Raw genomic sequence first — 13,882 nt, 5'->3', positions numbered from 1 at the left:
CCGTCACCGCTTGGCCGCTTTCGGCAACCAGGCGGTAAACCAGGCCGCGGCAGCCAGCGCCGCCAGGATGACGACCGTACCCGCGGTGGCGGTAAACGCCGGCTGCCCGGCGACTTCGGGCGACACGCGTTCCTTCGCGTACTGAAGCGTGAAGGGCCGGCCGGCAAAGATCGAGCCCAGCACGCGTCGTCCCCCCCGCATCCCCCATCTGTCCGATCCCAGCGCACCCGCCATCCGGCTATTTTGACCATTACCTTCGCGCCCGCCGCGACCTTAGGGCTTCCGATATCGAGGAGTGGTCATGTATTCATTACCCAAGCGTTGCGGCGCGGAGTTCTTCGGCACGTTCTGGCTGGTGCTGGGCGGGTGCGGCGCGGCGGTGCTAGCCGCCGGATTTCCGCAGTTGGGCATCGGATTCTTGGGCGTGGCGCTGGCGTTTGGCCTGACCGTCCTGACGATGGTCTTCGCAGTGGGTCACATCTCCGGCGGGCACTTCAATCCTGCGGTCACGGTGGGGCTGGTGGCGGGCGGACGCTTTCCCGCCAAGGAAATCCTGCCGTACGTCATCGTGCAGGTGCTGGGCGCGATTGCGGCGGCGGCGGTCCTGGCATGCATTGCAAACGGCAAGCTGGGCTTTGACCTGCGGGCAAGCCACTTTGCCGCCAATGGCTATGGCGCGTATTCACCCGGCAAATACACATTGCTGTCCGCGCTGGTGACCGAATTGGTGCTGACAGCCGGCTTTATCTTCGTGATTCTTGGCGCGACCAGCCGGCGCGCGCCGGCGGGCTTTGCCGCCATTCCCATCGGCTTCGCGCTGACTCTCATCCACCTCATCAGCATCCCGGTCACCAACACGTCGGTGAATCCGGCGCGGTCGACCGGGCCGGCACTTTTTGTAGGCGGCTGGGCGCTGGAGCAATTGTGGCTGTTCTGGGTGGCGCCCATCGTGGGCGCGATCATCGGCGCGGTGGCCTACCGGCTGGTCAGCGATCCGGCGCTCGAGCGCGCATGACACGTCCGATCCGCATCGCGCGCGTGATTCAGGGCTACCGCGGGCAGGAAAATGGGGCCAGCCAGATGATGCGGCGGTGAGGCAGGTTGTACATTACGCACTATCACCTGCCTTACCTTTACAGGATTCCCATCATGACCGCCCCAGAAGTCGTAATTTCCTCCTCGATCGCCTGCGCGAACGATCGGCCTTTCGTGCTGTTCGGCGGCATCAATGTCCTGGAATCCAAGGAACTGGCGCTGCGCGCCTGCGAGGAATACCAGCGCGTGACGCGCAAACTGGGCATCCCCTACGTGTTCAAGGCGTCGTTCGACAAGGCCAACCGCTCGTCCATCCATTCCTATCGCGGTCCCGGACTGGAAGAGGGCATGAAGATCTTCGAAGCCGTGAAAAAGGAGTTCGGCGTGCCGGTCATCACCGACGTGCACGAGCCTTGGCAGGCCGCGCCGGTCGCCGAAGTCGCCGACATCCTGCAACTGCCTGCATTCCTGGCCCGCCAGACCGACCTGGTCGTCGCGATGGCCAAGACGCAACGCGTGGTCAACATCAAGAAGCCGCAGTTCCTCAGTCCCACGCAGATGCTCAACATCGTCGAGAAGTTCACCGAGGCCGGCAACGACAAGCTGATTCTCTGCGACCGCGGCACGAGCTTCGGCTACGACAACCTGGTCGTCGACATGCTGGGCTTTGGCGTGATGAAGAAAGTGTCCGGCAACCGTCCGCTGATCTTTGACGTGACCCACGCGCTGCAGCAGCGATCGGCGCTTGACGCCGCATCCGGCGGGCGCCGCGAACAGGTGGCCGAACTGGCGCGCGCGGGCATGGCGGTGGGGCTGGCGGGCCTCTTCCTGGAAGCCCATCCCGACCCAAAGAACGCAAAGTGCGACGGTCCCAGCGCCTTGCCGCTGGACAAGCTGGAGTCCTTCCTGACGCAACTCAAGCAGCTTGACGACCTGGTGAAGTCCTTTGCGCCCATCGACATCGAGCCCTGACGCTGGCGCGGTCACGCCGCCGACGCCAAGCTGTTATACGATCCAGGCCACACATTAGGGAGGCCTGGATGTCTTTGTATGTGATCGTCGCCGTGCGCAAGGAGGCCATGAGTGGCCACATCGCCTACGTGCGCTGGGGGCAGGCCGTGCGCGGCGTTCCCGGGTGGATCTCGGAGCCCACGACGGCGGCAGCCTCCGAAGTCATTGAACTTCTCAAGGAAGGGGCCGAGGTCGAGACCGCGATCAGCGTGGACGGCTTGACCGTCGCATCGCGCGCGGTGCGCGTGCTGGTGGATGCGCGGGGCCGCGAGCATCTCGCATCCGTCCCGGTGCCCAGCTCCACCTTGCACACGCTGTTCGACCTGCCGGAGTTCTGAGCGGTCTGGCTGCCTGAGTGGCTGCCGAAGTGGCTGCCGTAGTGGCCGCTTCAGCGGCGGCCCTCGGCGAAATTGCGCAATGCGTCGCCGGCCATCCGATAGCGCACCCATTCGTCCTGAGGCAGGGCGCCAATGGATTGATAGAAATCGATCGCGGGCTGGTTCCAGTCCAGCACGCTCCATTCAAGCCGCCCGCAATCGTTTGCCACCGCCTCGCGCGCCAGATGGCGCAGCAGATCGCGTCCCGCGCCGATGCCTCGATGCTCGGGCGTGACGTACAGATCCTCCAGGTAGATGCCGTTCTTTCCAAGCCAGGTTGAGTAGCTGTAGAAATAGACGGCGTAGCCGATGGCCTTGCCCTCGACCAGGCACATCAACGCGCGGGCCGGCGCGCCTTGCGCAAACAAGGTGCGCTCAACGTCTTCAGCGCTGGCGATCACCTCATGGGCGGCGCGCTCGTAGACCGCCAGTTCGGTGATGAAGGCATGGATCTGGGCCGCGTCCGAAGGCACGGCAGGACGGATTTCGATATTCACGGAAGTTTCCTGTTTACTGGGATGGCTATCCTACTCTTTCTTTGTGCAGCGGGCATGCGCAAACGTCGGGATTACCCTTGTTGCGCGGCGGCCCCGCTGGCGCGACGCTTTACCGGGATTGCACCCAGAGTCCGGACGCGTGCTCACGAAGGATGCCTTCAATGCCCGAGACTGCTCCTGCTGCTGCTCAAAAGCGCCCGCCGGCCCGCCGTGGCCGCCGGCTTTCCTGGATCTGGCTGGTGCCGATCGTCGCGGCGCTGGGCGGCTTGCTGCTGGTGTTGAAGGTCTGGATGGACGCCGGCCCGCAGGCCACCATCAGTTTCCAGACGGCGGAAGGGCTGGAGGCGGGCAAGACGCAGGTCCGATACAAGGAAGTGAATGTCGGCGTTGTGGAGCGCGTGGCGCTCAACGCAGACAGAACAGGCGTGATCGCGACGGTGCGGCTCAACAAGGAGGCGGCAGGCCTGTTGCAAGAGGGCACCTTGTTCTGGGTGGTGCGGCCCCGGCTCACGCTTAGCGGCGTCTCCGGCCTAAGCACCTTGCTGTCCGGCGCCTACATCGGCCTGGATCCGGCTGGCCTGCGCGGCGGCGTCGATCCCGGCAAGGCAACCAAATTCGCGTTCGTCGGCCTGGAGGTCCCGCCCGAAGTGACACAGGACCGGCCGGGCAAGCGCTTCACGCTCAAGGGCCACGACCTGGGATCGCTGGATATCGGCTCGCCGGTCTATTACCGGCGCATCGCGGTGGGACAGGTTGTGAGCTACCGCCTGGACAGCACCGGCAAGGGGGTGGACATCCAGGTGTTCGTGGATGCGCCGAACGATGCATACGTGAACGAAGGCACGCGCTTCTGGAATGCGAGCGGCGTGGATTTCTCGGTGGATGCGCGGGGGCTTGACGTGCGCTCGCAATCCCTGCTGTCCGTGATCGTGGGGGGCGTCGCCTTCGATTCGATAGAGACCCGCCATCATGCCGCGGCCAAGCCGGAGGCCACGTTCGTCATCTACCCCTCGGAAACCGCTGCGCGGGCGCAGCCGGATGGCATGCCGTTGCATATCCGCATGCGGTTTGACCAGTCGGTGCGGGGCCTTTCCGTCGGTGCCCCGATCGACGCGTTCGGCGCCTCGGTCGGCCAGGTCGACGCCATCGGGCTGGAATTGGACCGCACGACCAACCAGTTCTACGCGCTGGTGGATGCCACGCTGTACCCGGAGCGGCTGGGCGCGAAGACGTTCGAAGAGATCCGGGAGTATTCCGGATCGTCGCTGGAGCATCCCAGCGGCAAGCTGATGGCGGCCATGATCGAGCAGGGCCTGCGTGCGCAATTGCGCATCGGCAACCTGCTGACGGGCCAGCTGTACATTGCGATGGCGGTGTTTCCTGATGCCAAGCCCGTCACATTCAAGATGGAAGAGGCGCCTTTCATCCCCACGGTGCCAAACAACCTCGATCAGCTGCAACTGCAACTGAACTCCATTCTGACCAAGATCGAGAAGATCCCGCTGGAGGACCTGGGCGCGGAACTGGGCAACCTGCTGCAGGGCACGTCCAGGCTGGTAAAGCGGCTGGACACGCAGCTTGCGCCCGAAGCGTCCGCGATGCTGCGCCAAGCCAGCCGATCGCTGGGCGCGGTGGGCGGCTTGCTGAGTCCCGATGCGGGCCTGCCGGTCAACACGAGCACGCTGCTGCAGGAACTGGCCCGCACCGCGCGGTCGTTGCGCGAATTGGCCGACTACCTGCAAGCCCATCCGGGGTCGCTGTTGCGGGGGCGCGCGCCGGATCCGGCGACTGGGCGGGCGCCAGCGCGTTGAACCCTGCGTTTCCCATCAGGAACGCCACTTGCTAAAAGGCATCCCGGGGGCGCCAGGCGATAGCGGATCGAGCGGCGCCGCGACTGAGGGGAGACTCAGCATGGACCATAGTGAAATGATGGCGCGCATGATCACGTTGCCGGTGGCGCCTGGCAGGTTTGACGGCTGGGACGGCGTGCTTTCCACCTTGGCCGACTGCCTGTTGCAGGTGCAGGGAAAGTTGTCGGACGCCGACGTGAAGCGTTTTCTGGACGTCGGCGCGCTGGTGTATCGCACCTGCTGTCAGGACGAAGCGCGCCAGCGCTGGACGGCCGAAGAGCTTGCGGCCTATCACCGTAAGGCGCCAGTCGACGCCTGAGACGCAGGCTTAGCGCACCGCGGGGTCAGAAAAGACACTGCCTCAGCGCAAAAGTCCGCCCGAAGGCGCGGACTTCATCGCCTTCCACCGACGCCGACACATCCCAGTGCGCACCGCGCGTGACCAGAATGGACTGGCTGGAAAAGGCGTGCCGCAGCGCAAACTGCCAGAAAGCGCCTTCCGATCCTTCGGGCGCCAGATCATGCGGGCCGATCTGCAGGCGCGACGGCCGGGGCGTGGCGCCCAATGACCATTTCAGAGCAATCACCAGGAACGCGAAACGCGCGGACGTCGTGGCGGGCTGGATGCATAGAACTCGGATCTTCTCGCTCATGGCCGTGACCCTGGCTGAACAGACCAGTCCAGCGTAGCAAACGCCGTGCCGCGGCTCCATACCGCGTTTGGTCGACTCGACGCGCGGTGCCGCTGGCGCTTCGTCGTCCGCAGTGCGGTTGCTAGAATGACCAGCCGTCCCACGCCGGACTGCACAGGAGAAGCCCATGTCCCGAGTCGTCGTCAATCCCGATACGGTGTTCAATTCCGTGCAGTACGGTTTCAGCCAGGCGGTGATCGTGACCGGACAACGCCGCATGCTGCTGTCCGGCCAGGTCGGCGTCGATGCCAACGAGCGCACGGTCGGACCCGGGCTGCAAGTGCAGACCGAAGCGGCGCTGGACAATGTCGAACGTGTCCTGGCGGCCGCGGGCGGCAATCTGTCGCAGGTCATCATGCTGCGGATCTACATTTGCGACACGGTCAGCACCGAACAGGAGGTCGTGGCGCAGGCCCTTCGCGACCGCTTCAAGGTCGATCCGCCGCCGTCGTCGTGGATCATCGTCAGCGGGTTGTCGTTGCCCGAATGGCTGATCGAGATCGAAGCGGAAGCGATGCTCGATTGAGCCGTCCTTGCGCCTAGGACGCCCCGCCGCGCCAGGGGGGCGCGGCGAACGCCGCGCGCAGCGCCGCCAGAAACCCTGCCGTGCGCGCGGACAGTTCCTGCCGCGATTTCACCAGCGCCACCACATTCGCATCGGGCAGGCTCCAGCCGGCCAGCAACGGGACCAGCGCGCCCGCACGGACGTGCGTGGCCACGTCCCACTCCGAACGCGCGACGATGCCGTGTCCGCCCAACGCCCACTCCAGCGCAGTGGCCCCCGCGTTGCACGACAACACGGGCGCAATACGAACCCCGACTGCTGCGCCCCGGGCGCGCCTGAACCGCCACAGGGTCACGTCTTCGTCGTTTTCGCGCAGGGCGATGCAGTCATGGTTGCGCAGGTCTTCAGGCATGCCCGGCGTGCCGCGCCGCTTCAGGTACGCAGGCGACGCGCACAGCATGCGCCGGTTCGGCGCCAGCGGGTGCGCGACAAGGGTGGAGTCGCGCAGTTCGCCAATGTGCACCATGACGTCCCAGTTGTCTGACGCCAGGCGGGGAGGGCCGTCCGACAGTGTCAGGCTGGCCGTTACGTTTTCGCTGCGCGATCGGAAGTCGGCCACCAGCGGGGCGATGTAGCGCTGGCCAAAGCCCAGCGGCGCCACCACCCGCAGATGCCCCGCCACAACGCCGCGCCTGCCCGCAAGTTCATCGGCCAGCACCGTCAGGTCATGACTTATCTGCCCCGCACGCATGGCCAGCAGGCGGCCCTCATCGGTTAGTGCGATGCCGCGCGCCGATCGGTTGACCAGTCTCACGCCCAACCGCTTTTCCAGCGCGTTAAGCCGCTGCGTGACTGCTGGAGGCGTCACGTCCAGCGAGCGGGCCGCCTGCGCCAACGATCCGGCAGTGGAAAGACTCAGGAAAAAGCGCAGGTCGTCGGTCGTAATCATTCAGGCTGGTCTTAACGGGATATTAATTTCGAATTAAACATGGGAAGCGGCGAGCGCGCCATACTTCGTCCTGATCCCGACGGGCCAGCCGTGTCCGCGCCCCTCATCCCTAAAGAGATTCCCATGACCCTTGAAAGCCCCGCGCCCACCCTGGATTCGCTGGAAACGCCCTGCCTGCTGCTCGACGAAACGCGCATGACGCGAAACATCGACCGGCTGAACGCGCTGATGGCCGGCCACGGCGTCAGGTTGCGTCCCCATCTGAAAACGCCCAAATCCATCGAGGTCGCGCGCCGTCTCATGACGACGCCGCAAGGGCCTGCCGCCGTCTCGACGCTGCAGGAGGCCGAGCAATTCGCGGCCGCTGGCGTCACGGATCTGCTGTATGCCGTCGGCGTGTCTCCGTCGAAGCTCGACCGCGTGCTGGCCTTGCGCCAGCGCGGCATCGACCTGACGGTGGTGGTCGACAGCATCGAGGCCGCGCGCGCGGTGTCGGCGCGTTCCAAGGCGGCCGGCGATGCCATCCCGGCGCTGATCGAAATCGATTGCGACGGTCACCGCGCCGGTGTGCAGCCCAAGGACACCGGCCAGTTGCTGGCCATTGCGCGCGTGCTGCACGAAGAGGGCGCCTGCCTGCGCGGCGTCATGACGCACGCGGGCGAATCGTATGGCTGCCGTAGCGTCGAGGCGATCGCGGATATGGCCGAACAGGAGCGGTGGGCCGCCGTCAGTTGCGCGCAGGCGATTCGCGACGCGGGGTTGCCGTGCCCGGTGGTCAGCGTCGGCTCAACGCCCACCGCGCACTTTGCCCGCAACCTCGAAGGCGTCACGGAAGTCCGTGCCGGCGTGTACGTCTTTTTTGATCTCGTGATGGCCGGCCTGGGGGTGTGCAGCGTGGACGACATCGCCGCCACGGTGCTGACCACCGTTATCGGCCATCAGCCCGATAAGGGCTGGATCCTGGTGGACGCTGGGTGGATGGCCATGTCGCGGGATCGTGGCACGGCAAAACAGCCGGTGGACCAGTTGTACGGCTTGGTGTGCGACGTGGACGGCGCGGTTTACCCGGACGTGCTGCTTGCCGAAACCAACCAGGAGCAGGGCATCATCAAGGTGCGCCCTGGCAGCGCCGCGGTGTTGCCCGACCTGCCGATCGGAGCCAAAGTGCGTATCGTGCCGAACCACGCTTGCGCGACATGCGCTCAGCACGACGCCTACGAGGTTGTGCGTACCGGCGAGCCGGGCGTGGTGGCGCACTGGGAACGCTTCCGTGGCTGGTAAGCCGCGCATCATCATGGACGCTCACATGGACCTCATCCAGACGCCCGACGCCACCCCGCCCGCGGGCCATTATTCTCAGGCGATTCGCGCCAACGGGTTCGTCTTCGTCTCGGGGCAGTTGGGCTTTTTGCCGCCGGCCGCGCCTGGCGTGCGCCCCGTCCTGGCGGCGGATGCGGCAGGCCAGACGCGGCAGGCGCTGCGCAGCGTGCGCGCAATCCTGGAGGCTGCCGGTTCCTCGCTGTCGTCGGTGGTCAACGTGACCGTGTACATCCCGGACGTCAGTCTGTGGGATGAGGTCAACGCGGTGTACGAGGAATGCTTTGGCAGCCACCGGCCAGCCCGCGCCATCGTGCCTACCCGAGATCTGCACTACGGCGCGTTGGTGGAAATCAGCGTCGTGGCGCTGGCCTGATCGGGGGGCGCGGCCGGGCAGGGGAGCAAACGGCGGCAGGCAGGCGCCGCCTATAATGCGTGCGCCTCAATGCCCTTGGCGGAGACCGTTCCCATGCACTACGAGTATCTGTTCTGGTCCATGGCTGCCATGGTGGCCGCCGCACTTGCCGGCGGCGCCTTGTGCGGCCGTCTGCGGACGGTCAAGCAGCTGCTGATCGGCCTTGTGGCGTGGTCGGTGGCGATATTCGTGGCCGTGCTGGTGTTGGCGCGGCAGGGGGGATTCGATGAGCTGGCGGCGATGCTGTCGATCGCCGCCTTCATGTTCAGTCTGGTGATCGGCGCCGCGGCGGCGCTGTTGACGCGGCGCATCCGGCAACGCCGGCAAACGGCGCAATCATTGCGCTAAGCCGCGCGGATCGTCCGGCTGCGCCTTTCGGCGCAGCGTCTCATTCTTCGGCGTCGAAGTCCTCGTCGTCTTCGTCTTCGTCGTCCTCATCCTGCTCCAGGGCGTCGTAGCCCTTCCACGTGATGCGCCAGCGCGTGGCGCCAGCGGTCGCCGCGGTCTCGCTGATCTGCTTGACCAGGCCGGCATCTTCCAGCAGGTCCAGGTGATGCGCGATGAGCTGCAGGCCTTGCTCTTCGGGGTGCGGCGCCAGGGCGGCGTTCTTGATGTCGTGCGTGCTCAGGTTGGGGCCGGGGGCGTCGCGCAGGGCACCCAGAATCGTGACGACCAGATCGAAATCGCGTTGCATGATGTCCACCATGTTGGGATGAAAGAACACGTTGACGATAGCAGACTTCCGCAACGGCAATAGGACGGCGGGCGCGCCTGCGTTACAGTCCGGGGTTCTTGCTAAACCACATTCGAAAACACCATGAAAAAACCCGCAGAACGGGATTGTCTGGCGGTCGTTCCAGGCTACACGGGCCAGTCCGCCAAGCTGTTCCTCTCCCGCGGCGAGGATGAGCGCATCGACGGCGTGACCGTCTACGACCTGCTCGGGCACGTCAAGCAGCAGGGCGATGCCGAGGCTGCCGCGGCCTGGGTGGGCGAATGGCTCGCCAAGGAAGCCGACAACCGCAAGGCGCGCCGCACGCAACTCCAGGCTCAGTTGTTCATCTGCAAGCTGGCCGCCGACGAAAAGACGGCGTTTCTCGCCGCGCAGAAGCCGCTGGCCCGGGTGCTGGCCGAAGCCGGGGTGCGTTGCCGTACCGTGGCGGCCACCTCCGGGGCTGCTCGCCAGTCGCTTGGCCCCAGCGTCAAGAAACGTTAGCCTAAGGCTGTTATAGTCGCGCCTGGGCGTGCGTGTGCACCTGTGAGGTGCGTGCCCAGGCGGGCTCGGCCCGCAAATCAAGGAAGATGGAAATGGAAATACTCAGTCGGCACGTTGCCGACGTAGCGGGCGGCGTCGAGCTGCACACCACCCTGGACGGCGAGAGCATCAGCGCTTATGTCGTCATGGGCGTGGATGATCTCAATGCAATCGCAGACATCGTGCCTCGCGAAAAAGTCGATGCCGGAGCGGATATACACGCCGCCAATGTCGACAATGTTGATAATGCTCAAGAACAGATCGACCAAGTGCTGGAAAATATGAACCCCGGCGACGTGGCGGTTTTCCTTTGCTCGGGCCCCGATGCTTTTGGCGCGGCGCTCGACTTGTTGGGTTTACCTATCGACGAGTAAGCCTGGCGGCAAACCATAGTGTCATCCGAACGGCGTATTGCAGGTCGTACGCGCTTTTGATGGCATTTATATAAGCCTTGTTTGTTTTTTTATGATGTATGGGTGTTAACACCTATGCAGGGACTCGTTTACCCTTTAAAAACGTGCAGAATAACCGCGCAGTTTCTCTTTGTTGCATTATTGGCACGTGTTTTTTAGGATTATGTTGACTTGTGAGGGGAATATAACGATAGTGTCGGCACACGATCACAAGCGTTGCGATTTTCGATCAGTGCGGTGCCTTTTCCGGCTCAGCGTTATTGTTCTACTGTCCCCTCCTTGATTGATTCGTGACCTCCGGGCATTTGCCCATTATCTCTAGGAAATACAGTATGGAAACCGGCGTCGTTAAGTGGTTCAATTCGGAAAAGGGTTATGGCTTCATCACCCCGGAAGCGGGTGGCAAGGATCTGTTCGCTCACTTCTCCGAAATTCAGGGCTCGGGCTTCAAGTCTCTGGAAGAGAACCAGCGCGTCAGCTTTGTGACGGCCAATGGCCCCAAGGGCCCGCAAGCCACGAAGATCCAGGTCCTGTAAGGCTCTGAATTTTCGCAAGAAGGCCCCCTAGTGGGGCCTTTTTTGTTTTCTGCGCGTTATGCTGGGCGGCTGATTTTCCGTCGCGCTACCGATTCTTTTGGGAATGGCAGCGCACTCACCCTTATGCACGCATCGCCATGACCGCAACCACCCCCACGCCGTTTGTCACGCAACCTCAGGATGTGGTCGCCTTTTGGCTGCAAGCCGGGCCACCCCAATGGTTCAGCAAGAACGCACAGTTCGACGCCAGCTTTCGCCAGCGCTTCGAAGCGGCGCATATGGCAGCAGCCGCGCGCCGGCTCGATGCCTGGCTGGATGACCCCTCGGGCGCGATCGCGCTCATGATCCTGCTGGACCAGTTTCCCCGCAATGCCTACCGGGACACCGCGCATATGTTCGCCACCGACGCGCTGGCGCTGCATTTCGCGGAATACGCGATCGCCGCGGGCCATGATCTGGAAGTCGATGCGTCGCTACGCCAGTTCTTCTACATGCCGTTCGAGCATGCCGAGAGCCTGGCTGCACAGAACCGCGCTGTCGCCCTGATGGAACCGCTGGGTGCAGAAGCCGTGAAGTGGGCCGTCCTGCATCGCGACATCATCAAGCGTTTCGGACGCTTCCCGCACCGCAACGCGGCGCTGGGACGGCAGACGAGCCAGGCCGAACGCGAGTTTCTGGAAGCCGGCGGATTCGCCGGGTAGGACGCGGAACCTCGCGAAGCAGGCCGGGCGTGTCGGTTTCTACGTGTATCGGTGCGTGGCAAGTTGAAAATGTTCAACCCGCCCAGCGGCCTGGCTTGCGCTTTTTAGCGGGTGTAGAGCCCGTTTTCGGGATCAAAAACAGGCCTTTCGGACATTTGACGTTTTTCCAGATTCGCCAATAAACTGGTTTCAGCGAGATTCTCAAGCGACGCGGTCTGCGTTCTCCTTGGTCGCCGTCAGTGGTGCCGCGGTTGCTATCCTCTCCCATCCTTGAAGATCTGGCGTCCCGCGAGCAATCGCTTTTTAGGTCAAGGACATCCCATGGCAACCGGCATCGTCAAGTGGTTCAACGCCGAAAAGGGTTATGGCTTCATCATGCCCGACGACGGCAGCAAGGATCTTTTCGCTCACTACTCCGAAATCCGCAGCGAGGGCTACAAGTCGCTGCAGGAAAACCAGCGGGTCACTTTCGACGTTGGAACCGGCCCAAAGGGCCCCAGCGCCAAGAACATCAAAGTAGCGGCCTGAGACCTCTCGGGTAGTGCGCCGGGTGCGCCCGGTGTTCTATCCATAAAAAAGCCCCCACGTTTGTCGCGTGGGGGCTTTTTTTTGTGCGGACGCTCAGTGCTTGGCGTTGCTGCCGGTCGAGAGCTTGTCCACCAGTGCGATTCCCAGCGCCGAAAGAATGAAGATGGCGTGGATGATGGTCTGCCACATCACGCCGGCTTCGGTGAAGCGCGCATTCGGCGTGCCGATCGTGCCTGCTTCGATGAAGGTGCGCAGGAGGTGGATCGAGGAGATGCCGATGATGGCCATGGCCAGCTTCACTTTCAGCACGCTGGCGTTGACGTGGCTCAGCCATTCCGGTTGGTCGGGATGGTTCTGAAGGCGCAGGCGCGACACGAACGTCTCGTAGCCGCCAACGATCACCATCACCAGCAGGTTGGAGATCATGACCACGTCGATCAGGCCCAGCACGATCAGCATGATCTCCATTTCGCCGAAGCTGGTGGCGTGGGTGACGAGGTGCCACAGTTCCTTGAGGAACAGCATGACGTATACGCCCTGCGCGACGATAAGCCCCAGGTAAAGCGGAAGCTGCAGCCAGCGCGAACTGAAGATGAGATTGGGCAGCAGCCCGAGGCGAGGAGGGGAATTCGGGATCATGATGGGTGCGAGCCGTTGTGGTTTTGCGAAAAAATGCGCGGCGGCAATTCTATCAACGCCATGAGACAGCGGACATCTCTTTCAACCGGCGGCTTGCTGCTGGCCGGATGCTTAGCATGGCGTCCTTCGAAGCGCTCGGCTTTTTGGTAAGCGAAATTCGCATTTGCGAAACTCTGTGCCGAAATACGTCGAAAGCTGAAGGCGTATATAGAATTGCCGCCTCGTTTGCATAGAACAAGTCAATAGGAGTTTGTTCCCATGAAGATCCGCTACACCGTCGCCGCGTTGGCCATTGCGCTCGCCCCTTACTCGGCCGCACATGCGTTGGATATCGGTGGGCTCGTCGGCGCCGGCGCCAAGGTCGTCCAGGCGGCCACGCTGAGCGATGCCGAGATCAAGACCCTGTCGGACAAGGCATGCGCACAGAGCGATTCGCAGGAAAAGATCGCCGCGCCGGGCAGCAAATACGACGCTCGTCTGCAGAAGATCGCCAAGTCGCTGGGCAGCACGGTCAATGGCCAGAAAGCCAGCTACAAGGTCTATGTCACCAAGGACGTGAACGCCTGGGCAATGGCCAACGGCTGCATCCGCGTCTATAGCGGCCTCATGGACATGATGACGGACGACGAAGTGATGGGCGTGGTCGGCCACGAAATCGGTCACGTGGCGCTGGGCCACACCAAGAAGGCAATGCAGACCGCCTACACGGTGTCGGCTGCGCGTGACGCGGCTGGCGCGGCGGGCGGCGCGACCGTCTCCCAACTGAGCTCCTCGCAACTGGGCGACCTGACCGAGAAGTTCATCAATGCGCAGTTCTCGCAATCGCAGGAAAGCGCGGCGGACGATTATTCGTTCGACCTGCTGCAGTCCAAGAAGCAGAATACGCGCGGCCTTGTGACCGCGTTCCAGAAGCTGGCCGAGCTGGATGGCGGCAAGAGCGATATGATGAGCTCCCACCCGTCCTCGACCAAGCGCGCGCAGCACATCGAAGACCGCATCGCCAAGGCCAAGTAACCTCTGAGCCAGGCGTCGATCCTCGCTTTTTGGGCGATAAACGGGGCGCGAGCATCCGGGCAAATCCGGGGCTCGCGCCCCTTTGCGTCAGGGTTCCGGAAGTTTCCGGTAAAATGCCGCGTTTATCCGCCCGTAATCTCATCTCTCG

The 13,882-nt window shown here is 63.5% G+C and carries 21 protein-coding genes; 15 read left to right on the top strand and 6 right to left on the bottom strand.

Features of this window, described 5'->3' with window-relative positions; all coding sequences use genetic code 11:
- Positions 1-3: 3 nt before the first annotated feature.
- Positions 4-183 (bottom strand): hypothetical protein, encoded by a 180-nt coding sequence (locus QEP15_RS15200; protein ID WP_152384770.1) that lies wholly within the window; start codon positions 181-183, stop codon positions 4-6.
- 118 nt (positions 184-301) lie between these two features.
- Between QEP15_RS15200 and aqpZ the strand changes: the two genes are divergently transcribed.
- The 3 genes from aqpZ (at position 302) to QEP15_RS15185 (ending at position 2,384) form a co-directional block, all read left to right on the top strand.
- Positions 302-1,015, top strand: a complete 714-nt coding sequence (aqpZ, locus tag QEP15_RS15195) for an aquaporin Z (RefSeq protein WP_056324443.1) — start codon at positions 302-304, stop codon at positions 1,013-1,015.
- 134 nt (positions 1,016-1,149) lie between these two features.
- Complete coding sequence (gene kdsA, locus QEP15_RS15190) at positions 1,150-2,007, top strand: 3-deoxy-8-phosphooctulonate synthase (RefSeq protein ID WP_280147660.1); 858 nt, start codon at positions 1,150-1,152, stop codon at positions 2,005-2,007.
- Between the two features lie 68 nt (positions 2,008-2,075).
- Positions 2,076-2,384 carry a hypothetical protein gene (locus QEP15_RS15185; RefSeq protein WP_056324448.1) on the top strand — a complete coding sequence of 103 codons (309 nt, stop codon included), beginning with the start codon at positions 2,076-2,078 and terminating at the stop codon, positions 2,382-2,384.
- A 50-nt stretch (positions 2,385-2,434) separates the two neighbouring features.
- Here the strand turns inward: QEP15_RS15185 and QEP15_RS15180 are convergent, their stop codons facing one another.
- Positions 2,435-2,920, bottom strand: a complete 486-nt coding sequence (locus tag QEP15_RS15180) for a GNAT family N-acetyltransferase (protein ID WP_056324451.1) — start codon at positions 2,918-2,920, stop codon at positions 2,435-2,437.
- A gap of 161 nt (positions 2,921-3,081) precedes the next feature.
- Here QEP15_RS15180 and QEP15_RS15175 point away from each other — a divergent pair, with 161 nt between their 5' ends.
- Together QEP15_RS15175 and QEP15_RS15170 are read left to right on the top strand one after the other, a co-directional pair.
- On the top strand, positions 3,082-4,731 hold the full coding sequence (locus QEP15_RS15175; protein WP_193725301.1) for a PqiB family protein: 1,650 nt from the start codon (positions 3,082-3,084) through the stop codon (positions 4,729-4,731).
- A 100-nt stretch (positions 4,732-4,831) separates the two neighbouring features.
- Positions 4,832-5,089 (top strand): hypothetical protein, encoded by a 258-nt coding sequence (locus QEP15_RS15170; protein WP_128828507.1) that lies wholly within the window; start codon positions 4,832-4,834, stop codon positions 5,087-5,089.
- Between the two features lie 25 nt (positions 5,090-5,114).
- On the opposite strand, the gene QEP15_RS15165 is transcribed toward QEP15_RS15170, so the two are convergent.
- Complete coding sequence (locus tag QEP15_RS15165; RefSeq protein WP_152384769.1) at positions 5,115-5,423, bottom strand: hypothetical protein; 309 nt, start codon at positions 5,421-5,423, stop codon at positions 5,115-5,117.
- A gap of 166 nt (positions 5,424-5,589) precedes the next feature.
- On the opposite strand from QEP15_RS15165, the gene QEP15_RS15160 reads away from it, so the two are divergent.
- Positions 5,590-5,988, top strand: coding sequence for a RidA family protein (locus tag QEP15_RS15160; RefSeq protein WP_056324461.1), 399 nt, complete (start codon positions 5,590-5,592; stop codon positions 5,986-5,988).
- Positions 5,989-6,001: 13 nt separating this feature from the next.
- Here QEP15_RS15160 and QEP15_RS15155 read toward each other — a convergent pair whose 3' ends face one another.
- The gene (locus QEP15_RS15155) at positions 6,002-6,916 is read right to left on the bottom strand and encodes a LysR family transcriptional regulator (protein WP_217617529.1); all 915 of its coding nucleotides are present in this window, start codon (positions 6,914-6,916) and stop codon (positions 6,002-6,004) included.
- A gap of 123 nt (positions 6,917-7,039) precedes the next feature.
- Between QEP15_RS15155 and QEP15_RS15150 the strand changes: the two genes are divergently transcribed.
- The 3 genes from QEP15_RS15150 (at position 7,040) to QEP15_RS15140 (ending at position 8,996) form a co-directional block, all read left to right on the top strand.
- Positions 7,040-8,197, top strand: a complete 1,158-nt coding sequence (locus QEP15_RS15150) for a DSD1 family PLP-dependent enzyme (protein WP_180098474.1) — start codon at positions 7,040-7,042, stop codon at positions 8,195-8,197.
- Positions 8,187-8,609 (top strand): RidA family protein, encoded by a 423-nt coding sequence (locus tag QEP15_RS15145; protein ID WP_338076653.1) that lies wholly within the window; start codon positions 8,187-8,189, stop codon positions 8,607-8,609. Before QEP15_RS15150 ends, QEP15_RS15145 begins: the two co-directional genes overlap by 11 nt.
- Positions 8,610-8,702: 93 nt before the next feature.
- Positions 8,703-8,996, top strand: coding sequence for a hypothetical protein (locus tag QEP15_RS15140; protein ID WP_152384766.1), 294 nt, complete (start codon positions 8,703-8,705; stop codon positions 8,994-8,996).
- A gap of 40 nt (positions 8,997-9,036) precedes the next feature.
- Here the strand turns inward: QEP15_RS15140 and QEP15_RS15135 are convergent, their stop codons facing one another.
- Positions 9,037-9,342, bottom strand: coding sequence for a DUF2513 domain-containing protein (locus QEP15_RS15135; protein ID WP_128828503.1), 306 nt, complete (start codon positions 9,340-9,342; stop codon positions 9,037-9,039).
- Between the two features lie 123 nt (positions 9,343-9,465).
- On the opposite strand from QEP15_RS15135, the gene QEP15_RS15130 reads away from it, so the two are divergent.
- From QEP15_RS15130 to QEP15_RS15110, 5 genes are all read left to right on the top strand, one after another.
- The gene (locus QEP15_RS15130) at positions 9,466-9,864 is read left to right on the top strand and encodes a hypothetical protein (protein WP_128828502.1); all 399 of its coding nucleotides are present in this window, start codon (positions 9,466-9,468) and stop codon (positions 9,862-9,864) included.
- A 92-nt stretch (positions 9,865-9,956) separates the two neighbouring features.
- The gene (locus QEP15_RS15125; protein WP_056324478.1) at positions 9,957-10,277 is read left to right on the top strand and encodes a hypothetical protein; all 321 of its coding nucleotides are present in this window, start codon (positions 9,957-9,959) and stop codon (positions 10,275-10,277) included.
- 371 nt (positions 10,278-10,648) lie between these two features.
- Entirely contained in the window at positions 10,649-10,852 is a 204-nt protein-coding gene (locus QEP15_RS15120; protein WP_006220190.1) for a cold-shock protein, read from the top strand.
- Positions 10,853-10,989: 137 nt separating this feature from the next.
- Positions 10,990-11,553, top strand: coding sequence for a DUF924 family protein (locus QEP15_RS15115; protein WP_175155767.1), 564 nt, complete (start codon positions 10,990-10,992; stop codon positions 11,551-11,553).
- 321 nt (positions 11,554-11,874) lie between these two features.
- Complete coding sequence (locus QEP15_RS15110; RefSeq protein ID WP_042794090.1) at positions 11,875-12,081, top strand: cold-shock protein; 207 nt, start codon at positions 11,875-11,877, stop codon at positions 12,079-12,081.
- A gap of 93 nt (positions 12,082-12,174) precedes the next feature.
- Here QEP15_RS15110 and QEP15_RS15105 read toward each other — a convergent pair whose 3' ends face one another.
- Entirely contained in the window at positions 12,175-12,720 is a 546-nt protein-coding gene (locus tag QEP15_RS15105; RefSeq protein WP_062840725.1) for a TIGR00645 family protein, read from the bottom strand.
- A gap of 258 nt (positions 12,721-12,978) precedes the next feature.
- Between QEP15_RS15105 and loiP the strand changes: the two genes are divergently transcribed.
- A complete protein-coding gene (loiP, locus tag QEP15_RS15100; RefSeq protein ID WP_056318844.1) occupies positions 12,979-13,734 on the top strand; it encodes a metalloprotease LoiP in 756 nt (251 codons plus the stop codon).
- Positions 13,735-13,882: the final 148 nt, after the last annotated feature.

It is taken from the genome of Achromobacter mucicolens (assembly GCF_029866465.1).
In the GTDB taxonomy this organism is placed as follows: Bacteria; Pseudomonadota; Gammaproteobacteria; order Burkholderiales; family Burkholderiaceae_B; genus Achromobacter; species Achromobacter mucicolens.
This window is presented reverse-complemented; position numbering and strand designations above follow the sequence as displayed.